15 protein-coding genes are annotated in these 15,538 nt (G+C 72.3%); 8 read left to right on the forward strand and 7 right to left on the reverse strand.

Features of this window, described 5'->3' with window-relative positions:
- Positions 1–198: 198 nt before the first annotated feature.
- The gene (locus tag V7793_RS20145; RefSeq protein WP_336008459.1) at positions 199–984 is read right to left on the reverse strand and encodes a response regulator transcription factor; all 786 of its coding nucleotides are present in this window, start codon (positions 982–984) and stop codon (positions 199–201) included.
- Between the two features lie 402 nt (positions 985–1,386).
- Between V7793_RS20145 and V7793_RS20150 the strand changes: the two genes are divergently transcribed.
- Positions 1,387–2,064: a ScbR family autoregulator-binding transcription factor gene (locus V7793_RS20150; protein ID WP_336008460.1), complete on the forward strand. Its 678-nt coding sequence runs from the start codon at positions 1,387–1,389 to the stop codon at positions 2,062–2,064.
- A 511-nt stretch (positions 2,065–2,575) separates the two neighbouring features.
- On the opposite strand, the gene V7793_RS20155 is transcribed toward V7793_RS20150, so the two are convergent.
- Complete coding sequence (locus V7793_RS20155; RefSeq protein ID WP_336008461.1) at positions 2,576–3,241, reverse strand: ScbR family autoregulator-binding transcription factor; 666 nt, start codon at positions 3,239–3,241, stop codon at positions 2,576–2,578.
- A gap of 306 nt (positions 3,242–3,547) precedes the next feature.
- Between V7793_RS20155 and V7793_RS20160 the strand changes: the two genes are divergently transcribed.
- The gene (locus V7793_RS20160) at positions 3,548–4,750 is read left to right on the forward strand and encodes a ScbA/BarX family gamma-butyrolactone biosynthesis protein (RefSeq protein WP_336008463.1); all 1,203 of its coding nucleotides are present in this window, start codon (positions 3,548–3,550) and stop codon (positions 4,748–4,750) included.
- Positions 4,751–4,873: 123 nt separating this feature from the next.
- Here the strand turns inward: V7793_RS20160 and V7793_RS20165 are convergent, their stop codons facing one another.
- Positions 4,874–5,647 carry an SDR family NAD(P)-dependent oxidoreductase gene (locus tag V7793_RS20165; RefSeq protein WP_336008465.1) on the reverse strand — a complete coding sequence of 258 codons (774 nt, stop codon included), beginning with the start codon at positions 5,645–5,647 and terminating at the stop codon, positions 4,874–4,876.
- Positions 5,648–5,715: 68 nt separating this feature from the next.
- On the opposite strand from V7793_RS20165, the gene V7793_RS20170 reads away from it, so the two are divergent.
- The 5 genes from V7793_RS20170 to V7793_RS20190 all read left to right on the forward strand — a co-directional run bounded on the left by V7793_RS20170 (position 5,716) and on the right by V7793_RS20190 (position 9,785).
- The gene (locus V7793_RS20170) at positions 5,716–6,981 is read left to right on the forward strand and encodes an FUSC family protein (protein WP_443057949.1); all 1,266 of its coding nucleotides are present in this window, start codon (positions 5,716–5,718) and stop codon (positions 6,979–6,981) included.
- 443 nt (positions 6,982–7,424) lie between these two features.
- Positions 7,425–7,790, forward strand: coding sequence for a hypothetical protein (locus V7793_RS20175; RefSeq protein WP_058043394.1), 366 nt, complete (start codon positions 7,425–7,427; stop codon positions 7,788–7,790).
- Positions 7,775–8,926 (forward strand): MAB_1171c family putative transporter, encoded by a 1,152-nt coding sequence (locus V7793_RS20180; protein ID WP_336008467.1) that lies wholly within the window; start codon positions 7,775–7,777, stop codon positions 8,924–8,926. Before V7793_RS20175 ends, V7793_RS20180 begins: the two co-directional genes overlap by 16 nt.
- A 34-nt stretch (positions 8,927–8,960) precedes the next feature.
- Positions 8,961–9,263, forward strand: a complete 303-nt coding sequence (locus V7793_RS20185) for a thiamine-binding protein (protein WP_168095292.1) — start codon at positions 8,961–8,963, stop codon at positions 9,261–9,263.
- Positions 9,264–9,341: 78 nt separating this feature from the next.
- A complete protein-coding gene (locus tag V7793_RS20190; RefSeq protein WP_336008469.1) occupies positions 9,342–9,785 on the forward strand; it encodes a CBS domain-containing protein in 444 nt (147 codons plus the stop codon).
- Positions 9,786–9,821: 36 nt separating this feature from the next.
- On the opposite strand, the gene V7793_RS20195 is transcribed toward V7793_RS20190, so the two are convergent.
- The 4 genes from V7793_RS20195 to V7793_RS20210 are packed head-to-tail and all read right to left on the reverse strand — an operon-like array spanning position 9,822 to position 14,483.
- Positions 9,822–11,093 carry a condensation domain-containing protein gene (locus tag V7793_RS20195; protein WP_336008471.1) on the reverse strand — a complete coding sequence of 424 codons (1,272 nt, stop codon included), beginning with the start codon at positions 11,091–11,093 and terminating at the stop codon, positions 9,822–9,824.
- Positions 11,090–12,028, reverse strand: coding sequence for an NAD-dependent epimerase/dehydratase family protein (locus V7793_RS20200; RefSeq protein ID WP_336008473.1), 939 nt, complete (start codon positions 12,026–12,028; stop codon positions 11,090–11,092). Before V7793_RS20200 ends, V7793_RS20195 begins: the two co-directional genes overlap by 4 nt.
- Complete coding sequence (locus V7793_RS20205; protein WP_336008475.1) at positions 12,025–13,203, reverse strand: GNAT family N-acetyltransferase; 1,179 nt, start codon at positions 13,201–13,203, stop codon at positions 12,025–12,027. The genes V7793_RS20200 and V7793_RS20205 overlap by 4 nt, the downstream gene beginning before the upstream one ends.
- The gene (locus tag V7793_RS20210; RefSeq protein WP_336008477.1) at positions 13,200–14,483 is read right to left on the reverse strand and encodes an aminotransferase class I/II-fold pyridoxal phosphate-dependent enzyme; all 1,284 of its coding nucleotides are present in this window, start codon (positions 14,481–14,483) and stop codon (positions 13,200–13,202) included. Before V7793_RS20210 ends, V7793_RS20205 begins: the two co-directional genes overlap by 4 nt.
- A 310-nt stretch (positions 14,484–14,793) precedes the next feature.
- Between V7793_RS20210 and V7793_RS20215 the strand changes: the two genes are divergently transcribed.
- The gene (locus tag V7793_RS20215; RefSeq protein WP_336008479.1) at positions 14,794–15,450 is read left to right on the forward strand and encodes a hypothetical protein; all 657 of its coding nucleotides are present in this window, start codon (positions 14,794–14,796) and stop codon (positions 15,448–15,450) included.
- The last annotated feature ends 88 nt before the right edge of the window (positions 15,451–15,538 follow it).

Consider the following 15,538-nt stretch of genomic DNA (forward strand, 5'->3'; position numbering starts at 1 on the left):
AATGTCCTCTTTCAAAGACGATCGGAAGTCATCGGATGTCGGCAGACCCAATCAGAGAGCGGTCGAGCGGTGATCGACGAGGCACTCGTGTGCGGGCGGGGGCACCGGGCCCGGTGCGCGCGGGGCAGCGCGAGCAGGTGGTTCCGCGCCGACGGACCGGCAGGGGTCGACGGGTCCGCGAAGAGGGAGGGGGCGGGCTCAGGCGTGCCCGAAGCGGAAGCCGACGCCGCGGACGGTGATGATCCAGCCGGCGGACCCGAGCTTGCCCCGCAGGCTGCTGACGTGGGTGTCGATCGTCCGGCCGGGACGGGACCAGTAGTCGTCCCACACCTGGGTCATGAGCTGCTCGCGGGAGACGACCTTCTCGGGGCGGGAGGCCAGCAGGTGGAGCAGGTCGAATTCCTTGCGGGTGACGTCGATCCGGCGTCCCCCCATGTGCACTTCGCGCAAGCCGGGGTCGATGGTCAGCGCTCCGCTGGTGATGACCCCCTCCGAGGGACGCACTGCGGGGCGCGCACGGCGCATGACGGCTTCGATGCGGGCCATCAGTTCGCGGAAACCGTAGGGCTCGACGACATAGTCGTCGGCGCCGGCCTGCAGACCGAGGACCCGGTCGAGCTCGCCGGACAGGGCCGTCACCGCGATGATGGGAACCTCGCTGGCAGCTCGCACGGTCCGGCAGACCTCCAGGCCGTCCAGATCGGGCAGTTCCGGATCCAGCAGGACCAGGTCCGCAGACCGGTACGCGGCGAGGGCGGCCTCTCCGGTGGTGACGGAGAAGGTCTCGCAGCCGTGGCGCTGCAGTCTCCCGGCCAGCCTCTCGGCGGCCTGGGTGTCGCTGTCGACGACGAGGATCCGCAACGTCTCGCCCGGCCGCGTCATGGCCGGGGCCCGGTCTGCAGGATGCCCGGCCCTCGGCCCGGGCACCCGCCGGGACGCATCCCCGGGGTGCGCATCGAGAAGGGTGCTGACCTGCTGATTCATCGCTGCTCCTGCACGTTCGCGCGGCGACGGCGCCGCGAACAACCGTTCGCCGTGACATTACAAACCGGGCTGTCGGTTTGTCAAAGAGTTAATGGGGCGAGGCGATGCCTCCCCTACCAGAAGCCGCATTTCGGTCACAGACACACGGCGTGGGCCGAAAAATTTAGGCAACTTGCCCCACAGTAGGCCGATTTGCAGGCACCCCCGGGAAGGCGATACCACCGCACCGGCACGCCGATCGGTACGGTGTGCAACGCGAGAGGTACGGCCCGTGGGGGCTTCCTGACGCCAGATACTTCACTTAACGCGCCATACCGGGCAGTGGCAGTAGAAATAAAACCAGTTAGTTGGTTTCATGTGGCCCATGACGTGCCCCATGACGTTGTCCCCCAGGAGTTGCCGGTGACGAAGCAAGAACGGGCCATGAACACCCGGCACGCATTGATCCGCTCCGCAGCCCAGGCCTTCGACCAGTTCGGCTACACCCGCGCCAAGCTCGCGGGCATCAGCGCCGGCGCCGGGGTGAGCTCGGGCGCCCTGCACTTCCACTTCGACACCAAGGCGGCCATGGCCGCGGCCGTGGAGTCCGAAGCCGCCCGGACCCTGCACGCCCTGGCCCGGCACGCCCACCGGAAGAGCCCCTCCCCCCTGCAGGCGCTCGTCGACTCGTCGCACGTCATCGCCCAGCAGCTGCGGTGGGATGTCGTGGTGCGCGCAGGTTTCCACCTCAACTGCCGTACCGCGCACCACTCCGAGACGAATCTGCGCCAGGAATGGCTCGAGTGCGTGCGTCGCACGCTGGAACGGTCCGCGACCCACGGGCAGACGCCGCCGCAGGCCGTGAGGGAGGAGCTGACCGCCACGGTCGTGGGGGCGACCGCCGGATTCGAGGCCCTGGCGCGTCACGACCGCAGCTGGCTCTCACGCCACACCCTCACCGGCCTCTGGCACACCCTGCTGCCACAGCTGGCGACGCCCAAGGCGCTGGCCCAACTGCAGCCCGCCGGCACGGAATCCGTCATCAGCGCGACCGGCGCCACCGCCGACCGGCCCGCCGGGGCCGACGCGCTCCGCGGCTGAGCTCCCGCGGCGCCGCCTGCGCCGGAGAACAGCAGCCACGCCCCCGCAAACAGCCATCAGGCCCGCAATGCACGTTGCGGGCCTTTTGCCGTTCCCTTAAAAGCATAGAGAAACCAACCGCGCGGTTTCTCCTTCACTTGCGCCCGATCGCCTTCCCGGGGGGACATTCACCCAGGTCACGGGATGAGTATGGGATTCCCGTCGAGCCTTGACAAACAGGATGGCCGGTTTGTTAGCGTCCCTGACGTCGGATCACCCGAGGCCCCGCTGTCACGAGCAGCGGCTCCGGGACAGCTTTTCGATGCCGTGCCGGGAGTGACGAGGGGGGCTCGTATCCATTGGCACCAAGCGCCCGCGCCCGGCATCGGCCACAAACACAGGGGGAAGCGTGGACGTCGTCATCCGTGGCAGCGCGGAGGGCCTGCCCTCCATGCGGCAGCGGTCCTGCACAGCCCGCCGCCCGCACATCTCCTGCCCGCCCGGCGTCACCGCCGGGGAAGGGCACCGGTCGTCACGACGCGGCGGCTGCCGCTTCCTCCTCACGCTGGGCGCAGTGCGCGTCCCAGACCCGCGTCCCGCGGTCGGGGGCCGTGTCCAGCGCCCGCAGCGCACCCGGCACCGCGACGCCCGGCAGGATCGTGTCGTAGAGCAGCGCGACCCGCTCCTCCAGGGAGTCGCCCCCGTCCAGAGCCGTCGAGAGGATCTCAACACCCGTCCAGGCGCTCACGAACAGCACGGCGATCCGCTCCGTGTCGACGTGGGGCAGCAGCTCCCCCTGCTCCTTCGCCGCGGTCAGCTGCCCCGCGATGAAGGAGATCCACGCCGGCCAGGACGTGCCGAACAGGTCCCGTGCCTTGCGGTCGGCCGACAGCCGGATCGCGGCGCTCAGCAGGGGCTCCCTGGGCAGCCGGTGCGCCAGCACCATGCCGACGTCCACCCACTCCTGCAGGCGCGACTCCTGGGGCATGACGCCCTCGGTCGTCAGCGCCTCGCTGAGGACGCCGCGCGCCAGCTCCTCCTTGGAGGCGAAGTGGAAGTACAGCGCACCCTTGGTCACGCCCGCGCGCCCGAGGATCTCCGCGATCGTCGCCGACTCGTACCCGTACTCGTCGAAGACCTCGCCCGCCGCCTCGAGAATGAGGCGGCGCGTGTGAATCGCCCGCGCCTGCTTCGCCATTGATTACCTCCCAATCACCGACAGCCAACCGCTACAAGACCGCTCACCCGGCAGGATCGCCGGGCACAGCCGGACGAGCCGGGCAGAGCCCGCGGACAACGGCCTGAGCAAGCACGACGACACCGGCGCACCGGCGGAACCTGCGGTCCGCCCCCGGTGCGGCGAATCCGGGGTCCTTCCCACTCCGGCCCGCCGGGTGGGCGGCTCCATACCCCGCCATCCACCCAAAAAGCAAACCGGATAGTACGTATCTTATCACCGAGCCGGCTAACCACCGGGACGCACGAATCCACTTCGAGGAGAGACGTGTCTCAGATCCTGCTCAGCCCCGCTCCCCGTGCCGACCAGAGCACCCCGCAGCACGCCGGCCGCTCCGTCCCGCGCCGGAACCTCCGGCTGCAGGCCGATCAGATCGACGCGTCCGGCCGGCTCCGCGCCTCAGCCGCAGACCCTAGCGCCGAAAACGCGCGGACCGGCAACGGTGCCGGCGACACCACCGGCGGCCCCGGGGCCGTCAGCAGCGGCGGCGTCGCCAAGGAACTGGTCCACCTGAGCTTCGACGACGCCGTGTACCTGACCGGCTGGGAGCAGCAGGACGCCACCCATTACACCGTCTCCGCCGTCTGGCCCGCCCACACGGCCCACCGCATACCCGGCCAGGGCACCCACTACGAGACCCTCGCCGTCGCCCAGACCGTTCGCCAGGCGGCTCTCTTCCTCGCCCACACCGCCTACGCGGCCCCGCTGGACCACGCCACTCTCCTGCGTACCTTCTCCTACAGCCTCAACCCCGACGCCGCCGTCGACACCCACCGGGCGACGCCGCTGCGCATCAACATCACGGCCACCCCCACCACGACGCGCGGCAAGCGCACCACCGCCCTCCACCTGCAGATGACCGTCACCGCCGCCGGGTCCGGCGAGGCCGGCGACGAGGCCTCCGAGACCGTTCTCGCCACGGGCGAGACCGACTTCGAGTGGATTCCCCCCATGGTCTACCGCCGCCTGCGGGGCGCGTACCACCGGCCGCCCACGACCCTGCCGCCCGTCACGCCGCCCCTCCCTCCCGTGCAGGTCGGCCGTACCGCGCCCGACGAGGTCGTGCTCAGCCCCACGGGGCAGCCCCGCACCTGGCAGCTGCGCCACACCTTCGACAACACCGTCCTTTACGACCACGCCGTCGACCATGTCCCCGGACTGGTGCTCATCGAGGCCGCCAACCAGGCCGCGTACACCGCCACCGCGCCCGTCACCGGGGCCGTCACCGCCGGCACGGATGCGGACACGAGCCCGTGCGCCTGCGTCCCGGACGCCCCGGGCACCGGCTACCGTCCCCAGCCGACCACCACGCACACCACGTTCCACCGGTACGCGGAGTTCGACGCCCCCATCACCCTGACGACCGAGACCCGTACGACGTCGCGCACCGTCACCCACACGACGGTCGGGTTCCAGAACGACCAGCCCGTCTTCACCACCACGCACACCGCTCCCGCGCCCGTCGCCTGACGGTGCGGGGCCGAAGCGAAGCAGGGCTCGGCAAGGCACGGCGCACCCCAGCGCGATCACGGGCGGAGCCCGGCAGCCGGACCAGGCCGCCGGGCTCCGCCCGTGTCACACCGCCGTGCGGCGTCACACCATCGTGAATCCGCCGTCCACGGGCAGCACCGCTCCCGTCACGAAGGACGCCCGGTCGCTGCACAGCCAGGCCGCAGCCTCCGCGATCTCGGCAGGCTCGGCCGTGCGCGCCTGCGGCGTCAGGCGGTGGAGCTCCGGCTCGATGTGCGGGTTCCGCTCGAACCAGCCGGCGATGATCTCGCTCCGCGTCGTCCCCGGCGCGACCGTGTTCACCCGGATGCCGTGCGGCGCGTACTCCGCCGCCGCCGCCTTCGTCAGGCCGATCACCGCGTGCTTCGACGCGATGTACGGCGCGGCGGCGGGTATCGCCAGCATCCCGGCGACGCTGCTGTTGTTGACGACGGACCCGCCGGACCCGGCCTCCACCATGGCCGCGAGCTCGTGCCGCATCACGTTCCAGACGCCCCGGACGTTCGTATCCATGATCGTGTCGTAGGCATCGTCCTTCATCAGGTGCATCGGCTCCTGGTCCCACCCGATTCCCGCGTTGTTGAACGCGGCGTCGAGGCGCCCGTGCCGCTCCACCGCGAACTCCACCGCCCGCCGCGCGTCGCCCTCGTCCCGGATGTCGCCCACGACGAACGCGGCGTCGCCGCCGCCCCCGCGGATCTCCTCGCACAGCGCCGCCAGGCGCTCTTCCCGGCGCGCCGTCAGCACGACCGCGGCGCCCTCGCGCGCAAACACCTTCGCTGCGGCGGCACCGATACCGCTGCTCGCCCCCGTCACCAGAACGCACTTACCGGCAAGAAAACCCTGATGTTCAGTCATGCCGGGAATCCTGCCATCCCGCTGCGCGGGCCCGGCCGGCCCCTCCCGCCACCCGAGTGGCGCATCGGATGGCTCGCAGGCGGGCGGGAAGGGGAAGGAACCCCGATGTGCCCGGGCTTCGTGACCCCCTGACGATGCTGGTGAGGCGCGGCAGGGAACCCGCGGTCGTGCAGACCGTCCGGTCCACCGCAGCCGCGGTGATCGCCTATGTCGTGGCGCTGTGGCTGAGCAACGAGCCCGCCCCGCTGACCGCGCCGCTCACCGCGCTGCTGGTCGTCCAGGTCACCCTGTACGCCACGCTCACCACGGGGGTCCGCCGGGTCAATTCCGTGGTGGCCGGCGTCATCATCGCGATCGGTTTCAGTGCGCTGGTCGGGCTGTCGTGGTGGAGTCTCGGGCTGATCATCCTGGCCTCCCTCGTGATCGGCCGGTTCGTGAAGGCGGGCGAGTTCGTCCCCGAGGTCGCGATCAGCGCGATGCTCGTCCTCGGGGTGACGCGGGTCGCGGAAACGGCGTGGGACCGCGTGCTGGAGACCCTGATCGGCGCGGTGGTCGGGCTGCTGTTCAACGTCCTGCTCGTGCCCCCGGTGTGGGTGCAGCCCGCCGGGGAGGCCATCGAGGACCTCGCCCGCCGCATGCGCCTCCTGCTGCAGGACATCGGCGAGGAGATCACCGGTCACACCCCCGTGGAGGAGGCCGCGGCCCGGCTGCACGCCGCCCGGCGCCTCGACCACGACATCGTCCAGGTGGACGCCTCGCTGCGGCAGGCCGAGGACAGTCTCCGCCTCAATCCGCGCGTCAAGGAGGGGCTCCTCTACCGGGTCGTGCTGCGCACCGGGCTGGACGCGCTGGAAATCACCGCGGTGGTGCTGCGCGTGACCTGCCGGACCCTCACCGACCTCGCGACCCACCGCAGGGAGGAATCGCTCTTCCCCGAGGAGACCGCCGCCGCACTCCGGGAGGTCTTCACGAACATGGCCCTGGCGGTCGAGCACTTCGCCATCGTCATCACGACGCACGTCACCACCAGCGCGGAACACGCCGAGGACAACCTCACGCGCGAGCTCGACGCCGCCCGCAGGACCCGTGACCACGCCGCGGACCTCCTCCTCCGCCAGGTGCAGCTGCACCCCCGGCAGTGGCAGCTGCACGGAGCGCTGCTCGCGGAGATCGACCGTATCCTCGACGAGCTCGACGTGGAGAAGCGCACCGAGCGGCTGACGCAGGAACTCGACCGCCACTCCCGCGAACAGCGCGAGCGCTACCCGCGTCTCCACCGCATCGCCCAGCGGCTCCGCAAGAGCCGCTACGGCCGTCGCAGCACGCTCAAGTAGCCGCCGGTCCCCCCTTTTCGCAGGCGGCTCTCCCTGGTTTCCCGGGATTCCCCGGCAACGTTCCGCAACCCTGGCGTGACGCGGCGCGGCGATCTACGATCGCAGGCGGCTTGGGCATTTGTGCGAGGGGGGCTCGTGGTACTGCCATTGACCGCCTTGAAGCATGCCGTGCGGGGCTGCCCGCCCACCACCGGCTCCGGGGGGCCGCGATGACCCGGCGCGGCTACCGGGTCATGTGCCCGCCCGTCCCTACGACCGCGGGAGAAGCGACTGAGATGCACTGGAGGCATCTGCGCCGCCGATGCCAGAAGGTGATCGGCCGGATTCCTGTGCCGGACCCTTTCTCCGCACAGGACCTGTGCGAACGTCTTGCGGCCGAACGCGACCGGCCGCTGCGTCTACTGGCTCTGCCCACACCGACCGTCCCCGGGACGCCGTCGGGAATGCTGCTGTCCGTCGAGACCCAGGACTTCATCCTCTACGACGGGCAGACCAGCCCCTTGCACCAGGAGCACATCATCGTCCACGAGATCGGGCACCTGGTGTGCAACCACCGCTCCGCGCTCGACGACACCCGGCTCCACCGCCACCTCGACATCACCGATCCCCAGTCGGTGCGCCGGGTCCTGCCGCGGATCCGTTACGGCGACGAGCAGGAGCAGGAGGCGGAGATGATCGCCACCCTGATCCTGGAGGCGGCCGGGCGGGTGCCGGCGCCGACGCTGCTCTCGGGGATGCTCGGCGGCCTGGAATCGGCTATGGGCCTGCGGGTGGGCCGTCCTGCGGGGGCTTCGTGCTCACCTGGATAGAGAACGCGGGCATCGCGGCCCTGTGGTCGGCGGCCGCCGTCAGGGCTCCGCAGGCCGTCCGGCACCGGGAGCAGCGGCCCTTGTGGTTCGCCGTCGTCATGATCGCCGTGGCGATGTCCATGCACCTCGAACCCGTGACGGCCGTGCTCGCGCGCATCGTGCCCGGGGCGCACTGGGTGGACCTGACCACCCATCTGTTCAGCATCGTCGATGCGGCGGCGGTCCTGTGGTTCATCCACGGGGCAGCCGGCCGCCATCGCCGCACACACCTGCTGTTCGGCACGGCGGTCGCCGTCATGGCCGCGCTCGTGCTGCTGGACGTGCTGGGGCCGGCGCACACGCGCAACCGGATCGCGCCGTCCCGGAGCACGGCGAGCGTCCCGGACGCCTACTGGTGGGTGTTCTTCGCCTTCCACCTCACGGCCGACACCCTGTGCGGATTCGTGTGCTGGAGTTACGGCCGGCACGGCACGCCGCGTCTCCTGCGCTACGGGCTGCGGCTGTTCGGCACCGGCATCCTGCTGGCCTCCGTGCTGTGGTCGCTCAAGCTCGTCTACCTGTACACGCGTTCACCGGTGTTCGCGCCGCTGTTCTCGCCCGTGACCGGTGTCGAGGCGGCGTTCATGGCGCTCGGCGTGGCGCTTCCGGTGTTCGCCCGGATCCGGACCCACCTGCAGTACCGCAGGTCCTACCGCGGCCTGGAACGGCTGTGGCAGGACCTGACCACGCACACGCCGGACGTCGTCCTGCGGCCGGCCAACCGCATCGGCGCGGCGGCCGTCCCCCTCCAGTTGCGGCTCTACCGCCGGGTCATCGAGATCCGTGACGCGATGATCGTCCTGCGCAACTACATTCCGCCCGCCACGCTGGAGTCCATCCGGCAGAGCGTGGGGCGGCAGTGCCTGCCGGAGCACCTGGTGGAGGCGCACATCACCGCGTCCTGGCTCACGGCCGCCCTGCGGAACAAGCACGACGGTCTGAAGCCGCATGCCCAGACGGCGAACCTCACGGGGCCCACGGACCGGGACGCGGACGAGTCCTCGGCGCGCAGCCTGACCCACGAGATCGACCGTCTCCTGCTCGTCGCGTCCGCCTATCACGCGACCACGACGGCCCCGCAGCCCGCGGGGAAATGAGACGAAGAGAGAAGAGAAAGGACGGCGGACCACCGTGCTCATCGCCTTCACCCTGACCCCCGTCGGCGTCGGGGAGAGCTTTCCCGACGAGATCGCCGACGCCGTGCGGATCATCCGCGAATCCGGGCTGCCGTACCGCTCGGACTCCATGTACACCATGATCGAGGGCGAGTGGGACGAGGTCATGGACGTCGTCCGGCGGGCCACGGAGGCCGTCGCCGCCAGGGCGCCGCGGGTCCAGCTGGTCCTGAAGGCCGATCTGTGGCCCGGGAGGCCCGGCCTGCTGGACGGAAAGATCAGCATGTTCGAACAGCACATGGCCGACCGCGGGCGGTGACCGTGCGTGCATGGCGCCGGGTGGTCATCCGTGTTGCGATGGAGAAAGGAAAATCCGGCCACGACGGGAGGAGCGATCATGGCACGCAACAAGCCGCTCAAGGCCCGCGACATCATGACGGCGGGCGCGAAGTGCGTCGGCGAGCACGAATCGCTGCAGGACGCGGCGAAGATGATGCGTGAGCTGCAGGTGGGTGCGCTGCCCATATGCGGTGACGACGACAGGCTCCAGGGCCTGGTCACCGACCGGGACATCGTCGTGCAGTGCGTGGCCGACGGTGTGGATCCGGCGCGCGTGGAGGCGGGGTCGCTCGGCGGGGAGCTGCACTGGATCGACGCGGACGCGAGCGCGACGGATGCCCTGGCGTCCATGGAGGAGCACCAGATCAAGCGGCTGCCGGTCATCGACGTGCAGAACGGCCGGCGTCTCGTCGGCATGATCTCGGAGGCCAACCTCGCGCAGAACCTCTCCGACAAGCAGATCGCGGAGTTCGCGTCGCGGGTGTACGCGGGCGCGCACTGACCGCCTGCGTCACGGCGGTTCGAGGGCGGGCACCCGCTAGCTCTCGGGGCGTGCCAGCGCGAGCGTCCCGGTGGCCGTGGGTGCCACTGCCGCTTTGAGGTGGGCCATGGCCCTCTCGCACAGGCCCGCCGCGTCGGGGTCGGTGGAGGTGACGCTGAGGAACAGCCGGCCGCCCAGGCCGATCAGGATGACCACCGGGGCGCCGGAGAGCGTGGTGTGGGCGACGCCGTGGAAGGCGGTCAGGCGCAGGTCTCCGTAGGTGTCCGGGATGGACATGCGGACGTTGCTCAGCGCCACGTCGAAGCGCGCGCCCTTCCTCTCGCTGCGGTGGAGCAGCGCGGTGATCATCCGGTGGGGCAGGGGCATCAGCCGGAAGCCGGCCACGAGGGGGCGCAGTTCCTCCGGGTGCAGACGGCGGTGGAGGCGGTCCTTGACGTCGCGGGCGCGGTTCCAGAAGCCGTCCGCGGGCCCCGGGTCGACGGGGAGGACGAAGCTGGCGGCGTAGAGGCCGACGGACTCCTGGGGGGCGGGGACCAGGATCCGGCGCAGGTCCGCCGCGACGGCGATGCGGGCGGGCCCGGAGGCCCGGCGGGCACGGGCGAAGGCCGTGCAGAGGGCGCCGTGCACGGTGGTCCGCTCGGCGCGGCAGCGCTCGAGCAGCGCGGTGGTCTCGGCCTTGCCCAGCGTCCAGGTGTGGCAGGTCAGCGGTGTGGCGGGGCCGCAGGCCCGGGCCGGGCCGGTGGCCTGGCCGGGGATGCGCAGGGACCGGGAGAGCTTGACGAGGTCGGAGGGGCGGACGCGCGGCCCGGGGAGGAGGCCGTCCGCGGAGGGCGCGGCGACCACCGGCTGTTCCGCGGAGGGCGCGGCCAGGTGCTCGAGGACGTCGCGGATCACGATGGCGGCGGAGTGGCCGTCCGCCACGACGTGGTGGAAGGCGGCGAGCAGGTCGAACGACGTGCCGCCGTCGACGAGGACGAACCGTGCCAGGGGGCCGGTGGCGGCGGCGAACGGACGCTGGAGCTCCTCCTCCATCACACGGGTGAGGGACCGTCCGGAGCCGGCGCCCACCACGCGCAGGGGTGTCTCGGGCACGTCGCGGGTCGTGAGCCATGCCCGCCAGGGGCCGGTGCGCTCCACGCGGGCGCCGATGAGGGGGTGCCGGTCGCGGACGGCGGCCAGGGCGTGCCGCAGCCGGGCGGGTGTCGTCGCTCCTTCCACGTGGACGGCCGCGATGACGGTGGCGGGCAGGGCCTCACCCGCCGCCCAGACCACGCGTTCGTACGGGGAGAGACGTCGGCGCACGGTCATGTGCTGCTCCGGATGTCGAGGGGTGCGGGACTCAGGGTGCTGCGGAGTCCGTCGGGCCAGGTGATGCGGGGGGTGAAGGAGGGGAGGGTGCCGGGTGCGGTGGTCCAGGAGGGGTGCCGGGCCTCGCCGACCTTGTCCGGGTTGAGGATGCCGGTGCGGCCCAGGGTGCGGGCGGCGGCCAGGGCCAGGGGGACGGGGAGGTGCACCACCCGGGGCGGGCGCCGGCCGAGTGCCGCGGCGACGGCCGCACCGATGTCGCTCCAGAGGTGTTCGGTGCCGTCCCCGGCGTGGTAGACCGCGCCCGGCGTGCCGGATGCGGCGGCGGCGAGCAGGGCCCGGCACAGGTCGTCGACGTGCAGCAGGGAGTAGCGGCGGGGGCCGCGGCGGCCTACGGCGGGAAGCAGCCCGGTCCTTGCGGCCGCGGTCAGGCTCGGCAGGAAGTGGCGGTCGCCCGGCCCGTAGACGATGGGGGGCCGCACGGTGAGGGCGGGCAGGCGGGTGTCGGCCTCCCGCAGGGCCTGTTCGCCGCCGAGTTTGCTGCGTCCGTAGGCGGAGACGGGGGCCGGCGGGTCGTTCTCGTGGCGCAGCCGGCCGGGGCCGCTTGCGGCCAGTGAGGAGCAGTAGACGAGGCGGGGCGGGTGGGGCTGGGCGGCCAGGGCGGCCACCAGACGCCGTGTGCCCCCGGTGTTGACGGTGGTGAGGGTTTGGGGGTCGGCGGCGTGCGTGAGGGCGGCGAGGTGGACGACGACGTCGGCGTCGGCGGTGGCCTCGCGCAGCCCGGTGCCGGTGACGAGGTCGACGGTCTCGGTGCGTGCGCCGGGGACGGGGCGGCGGGGGTCGCGCACGAGCGCGGTGACGTCGTGGCCGAGCGCGGTGAGGTGCGCGACGAGGCGGGTGCCGATGAATCCGGTGGCGCCGGTGACGGCGTATCTCATCGGGCTGCGGCCGGAGCGGGAGCAGGGGCGTGGGCGGCGTCGAGGGCGCGGTGGTAGAGGCGGTGGGTGCGGGTGTGGACGGCGCCCATGGCCCGGGCGTAGCGGGCGGCGTCCTGGTTGTCCTCCAGGATCCACGAGTACTCGTTCTCGGTGTATCCGAGGCGTGCGGCGGCCTCCTGGGCCCGGCAGAAGAGGGCGGCCATCAGCCCTCGTCCGCGGTGTTCCTTGGTGATGCCGGAGGTGGAGGCGCGGGTGCGGGTGATGCGGCGGCGCGCGAGGGTGGCCCGGATGAGTCCGAGGGGCAGGCCGCAGGTGGTGAGGCGGCCGCGGGCCGCGGCGAGGGCCTGGTTGGCGTCGGGGAGCCAGAGCGTGAAACCGGCGGGCTCGCCGTCGACTTCGGCGATCTGCAGCAGGCCGGGCTCAAGGAGGGGCTTGAGGCGGCGGCTGAGGTGCCTGAACTCGGCGTCGGTGAGGGGCACGGAGGCGTAGTTCTCGGCCCAGGCCTCGTTGTAGATGCGCTGGACGACGGCGAGGTCCTCGTCGTAGCGGCGGCGGTCGAGGGGCCGCACGTTCACGCCGGGTGCGGCCAGGGCGCGCCGGGCGGCGCGGCGGATGACCGCGGGGACCTCGCCGTCCGGTGGCACGGGGCCGGTGAAGGTGTGGAGGTCCTTGGCCTTGGTGAAGCCGTGCTCGGTGAACAGCTCGGAGTAGTACGGGGGGTTGTGCGGCATCTGGACGGTGGGCGGGCGGTCGAACCCGTGGACGAGCAGACCGCATTCGTCGTTGGTGGTGAAGCTCAGGGGGCCGAGCATGCGGTCGGCCCCCCGCTCGGCCAGCCACCGGCCGGCGGCGGTGAACAGTGCACCGGCGACGGCCGGGTCGTCGGTGGACTCGAAGAAGCCGATGTGACCGGTGCCCGCCCGGTGGCGCTGCTGGTAGCGCGGGTCGGTGTGGGCGGCGATGCGCCCGAGGAGGACCGGGCCCCGGTGGGCGATGAAGAGCTGGACGGTGCCGGTGGTGTGGAAGGGGTTGCGGCGGGGGTCGAGGCAGGCGCGCAACTCGTGTTCGAGAGGGGCGACCCAGTGGGGGTCGTGGCGGTAGAGCCGGTAGGGCAGCCGGATGAAGGCGGTGGTGGCGGCGCGTCCCCGCACGGGGGTGATGGTGACGTCGGTCATCGTGCGGTCTCCGGGGCGGGGGCCAGGCGGGGGCGGGCCAGGACGGGGACGGCGGGGGCGGCGGGCGGCAGGCGCCGGGCGGCCGCGAAGGCGTCGGTGATGCGGTCGACGTGGGCGTCGGTGTGGGTCGCCTGGAGGGTGACGCGGATGATGCAGCACCCTTCGGGTACGGCCGGGGGGCCGACGGGGTTGGTGTAGACGCCCGCGTCGAGCAGGCGCTGCCACAGCCCGACGCACGCGGCGGGCTCCCCGGCCCGTACGGCGATGACCGGCCCGGCGGGATCCGTGGAGGTCTCTTCCCTCGCCGTCACCGGGCCCGTGTCGTAGCCGAGGCCTGCGAGTCGTTCGCGCAGGCGGGCGGCGAGGGCCAGGACGCGGTGGCGCCGCCAGGGCTCGGCGATGCTGATCTCCAGGGCGCTCCCGGCGGCCGCGAGGGCGGGCGGGGGCATGGAGGCGGAGAAGAGGACGGCCCGGGCCGCGTAGCGCAGATAGGTGATGACGCGGGCGGGGCCGGCGAGGAACCCCCCGGTGGAGCCGAAGCACTTGGAGAAGGTGCCGGTGAAGAGGTCGACCCGGTCGTGGACGCCGAAGTGCTCGGCGGCGCCGCGTCCGGAGGGCCCCAGCAGCCCGATGTCGTGGGCGCCGTCGACGATGGTGCGGGCGCCGTGACGGCGGGCCGCGGCCGTCAGGGCGGGCAGCGGGGCGAGGGCGCCGTCCATGGAGAACATGCCGTCGGTGACGACGGCCTTGGCGGCGGCGGGGTCGGCGTCGGTGAGCAGCCGGTCCAGGTGTGCGGGGTCGCGGTGGCGGTAGCGGAGGCGGTGGGCCGCGCCCAGCCGGATGCCGTCGATCAGCGAGGCGTGGTTGGCGGTGTCGCTGAGGACGAGGTCGCCGGTGCCGAAGAGGGCCGCGAGGGCGAGGTTGGCCTGGAAGCCCGTGGTGACCACGGCTGCGTCCTCGGTGCCGAGGAAGTCGGCGACGGCGGCCTCCAGTTCACCGTGCAGCGGGAGGGTGCCGTTGAGCGTGCGGGCGCCCGAGCAGGAGGCTCCGTAGGTGCGGAGGGCGGCGCCGGCGGCGGCGGTGACCCTGGGGTCGGTGGCCAGACCGAGGTAGTCGTTGCAGCCGGCCATCACGACCTGCCGCCCGTCCATGACGGCCTCGCCGTCGCGGGCGTGGAGGGGGCGGTAGTAGGGGCGGACCGGCGTGGCGTGGACGGCTTGCAGGAAGGGGGAGTTCAGGGGCTTGTCGAAGAGGTCGGCGGATCGGTTGCTGTCGGGCATGGGGGCGTGGGGCTCATTCCGTCGGCGGGAGGGAGCTGGGGCTCTGCACGGGGTGGGGGCACGGGAGGAGCGGGGGTGGTGCGCCTGCAGCCTGCCGTGCGAGGACGCGCGGAGCCAGGACGTCGGGGCCGCTTTCACTCACGCGTGGTCCTCATTGGATTTTCCGCTCGTCCCTCTATACGATCGCCCGCCGCTCGGCCGGGGGGTGTACGCCGGTCACCGCCGGGCGGCCCGCGCCGGGTTGCGGGGTGGTGGGGCCGGGCGCAAGGTGAGCGTAAAGATCATCCGTCCTGCCCGAAGGAGTTCGTTCATGGGTGCTTCCCGCAGAACCGCCCTCATGGTCTCCGGTGTTCTCTGTGGTGCGCTGGCTCTGGGCGCGACCGGCTCCGCCGTCGCATCGCCCGGATTCCCTCCCCCGATGCCGCCCACCGCGCCCCTCGTGACCGAGCCGTCGGCCGCGAATCCCCGGGCGGCCCGCGAAGCGGCCGCCCGCGGCGCCCGGGCCATCGACCGCAACGTGATCGGCCGGCGGGCCGCGGAGGCCGTCGCGAAGTGCTCCGCGGCGGCCACGGCCGAGGACGCGGAGCAGGGCGAGACGTGCGCGAGGCTGCAGGGACACCTGAAGGAGCTGCGGCACGCCCGGGCGGCCCTGGCCGAGCAGTCGAAGGCCGCCCGGCCGGACCTGAACAAGATGAGCAAGGCCACGACGGACGCCGCCGCAGCCACCGCGTACCTGGCCAAGGACGGCGTCGACGTCTCCGACCTGGCCCGCAGCCCGGGGCACAAGGGTGGGCACAAGGACGGGCACAAGGGTGGGCACAAGGGCGACCGGTACGACGACCACGACTCCCCGGGACTGCTGTCGGTGGTCACGTGGCTGCTGGGCGGCCTGGTGAGCACGGTCGGCGGTGTCGTCGGCGGGTTGACGGGCCTGGTCGGCGGGGTGCTGCTGGGCATCCTGAACTGAGCGCCTGCGGAACCGGCGGAGCGGTGCGGGCCCCGGCGGGCTCGCACCGCCCTCCCGGAGCCATGAACAGTTCCCGTTCCCGCCGCCC

The sequence above is a fragment of the Streptomyces sp. KLMMK genome (assembly GCF_036961605.1).
GTDB lineage: Bacteria > Actinomycetota > Actinomycetes > Streptomycetales > Streptomycetaceae > Streptomyces > Streptomyces telluris.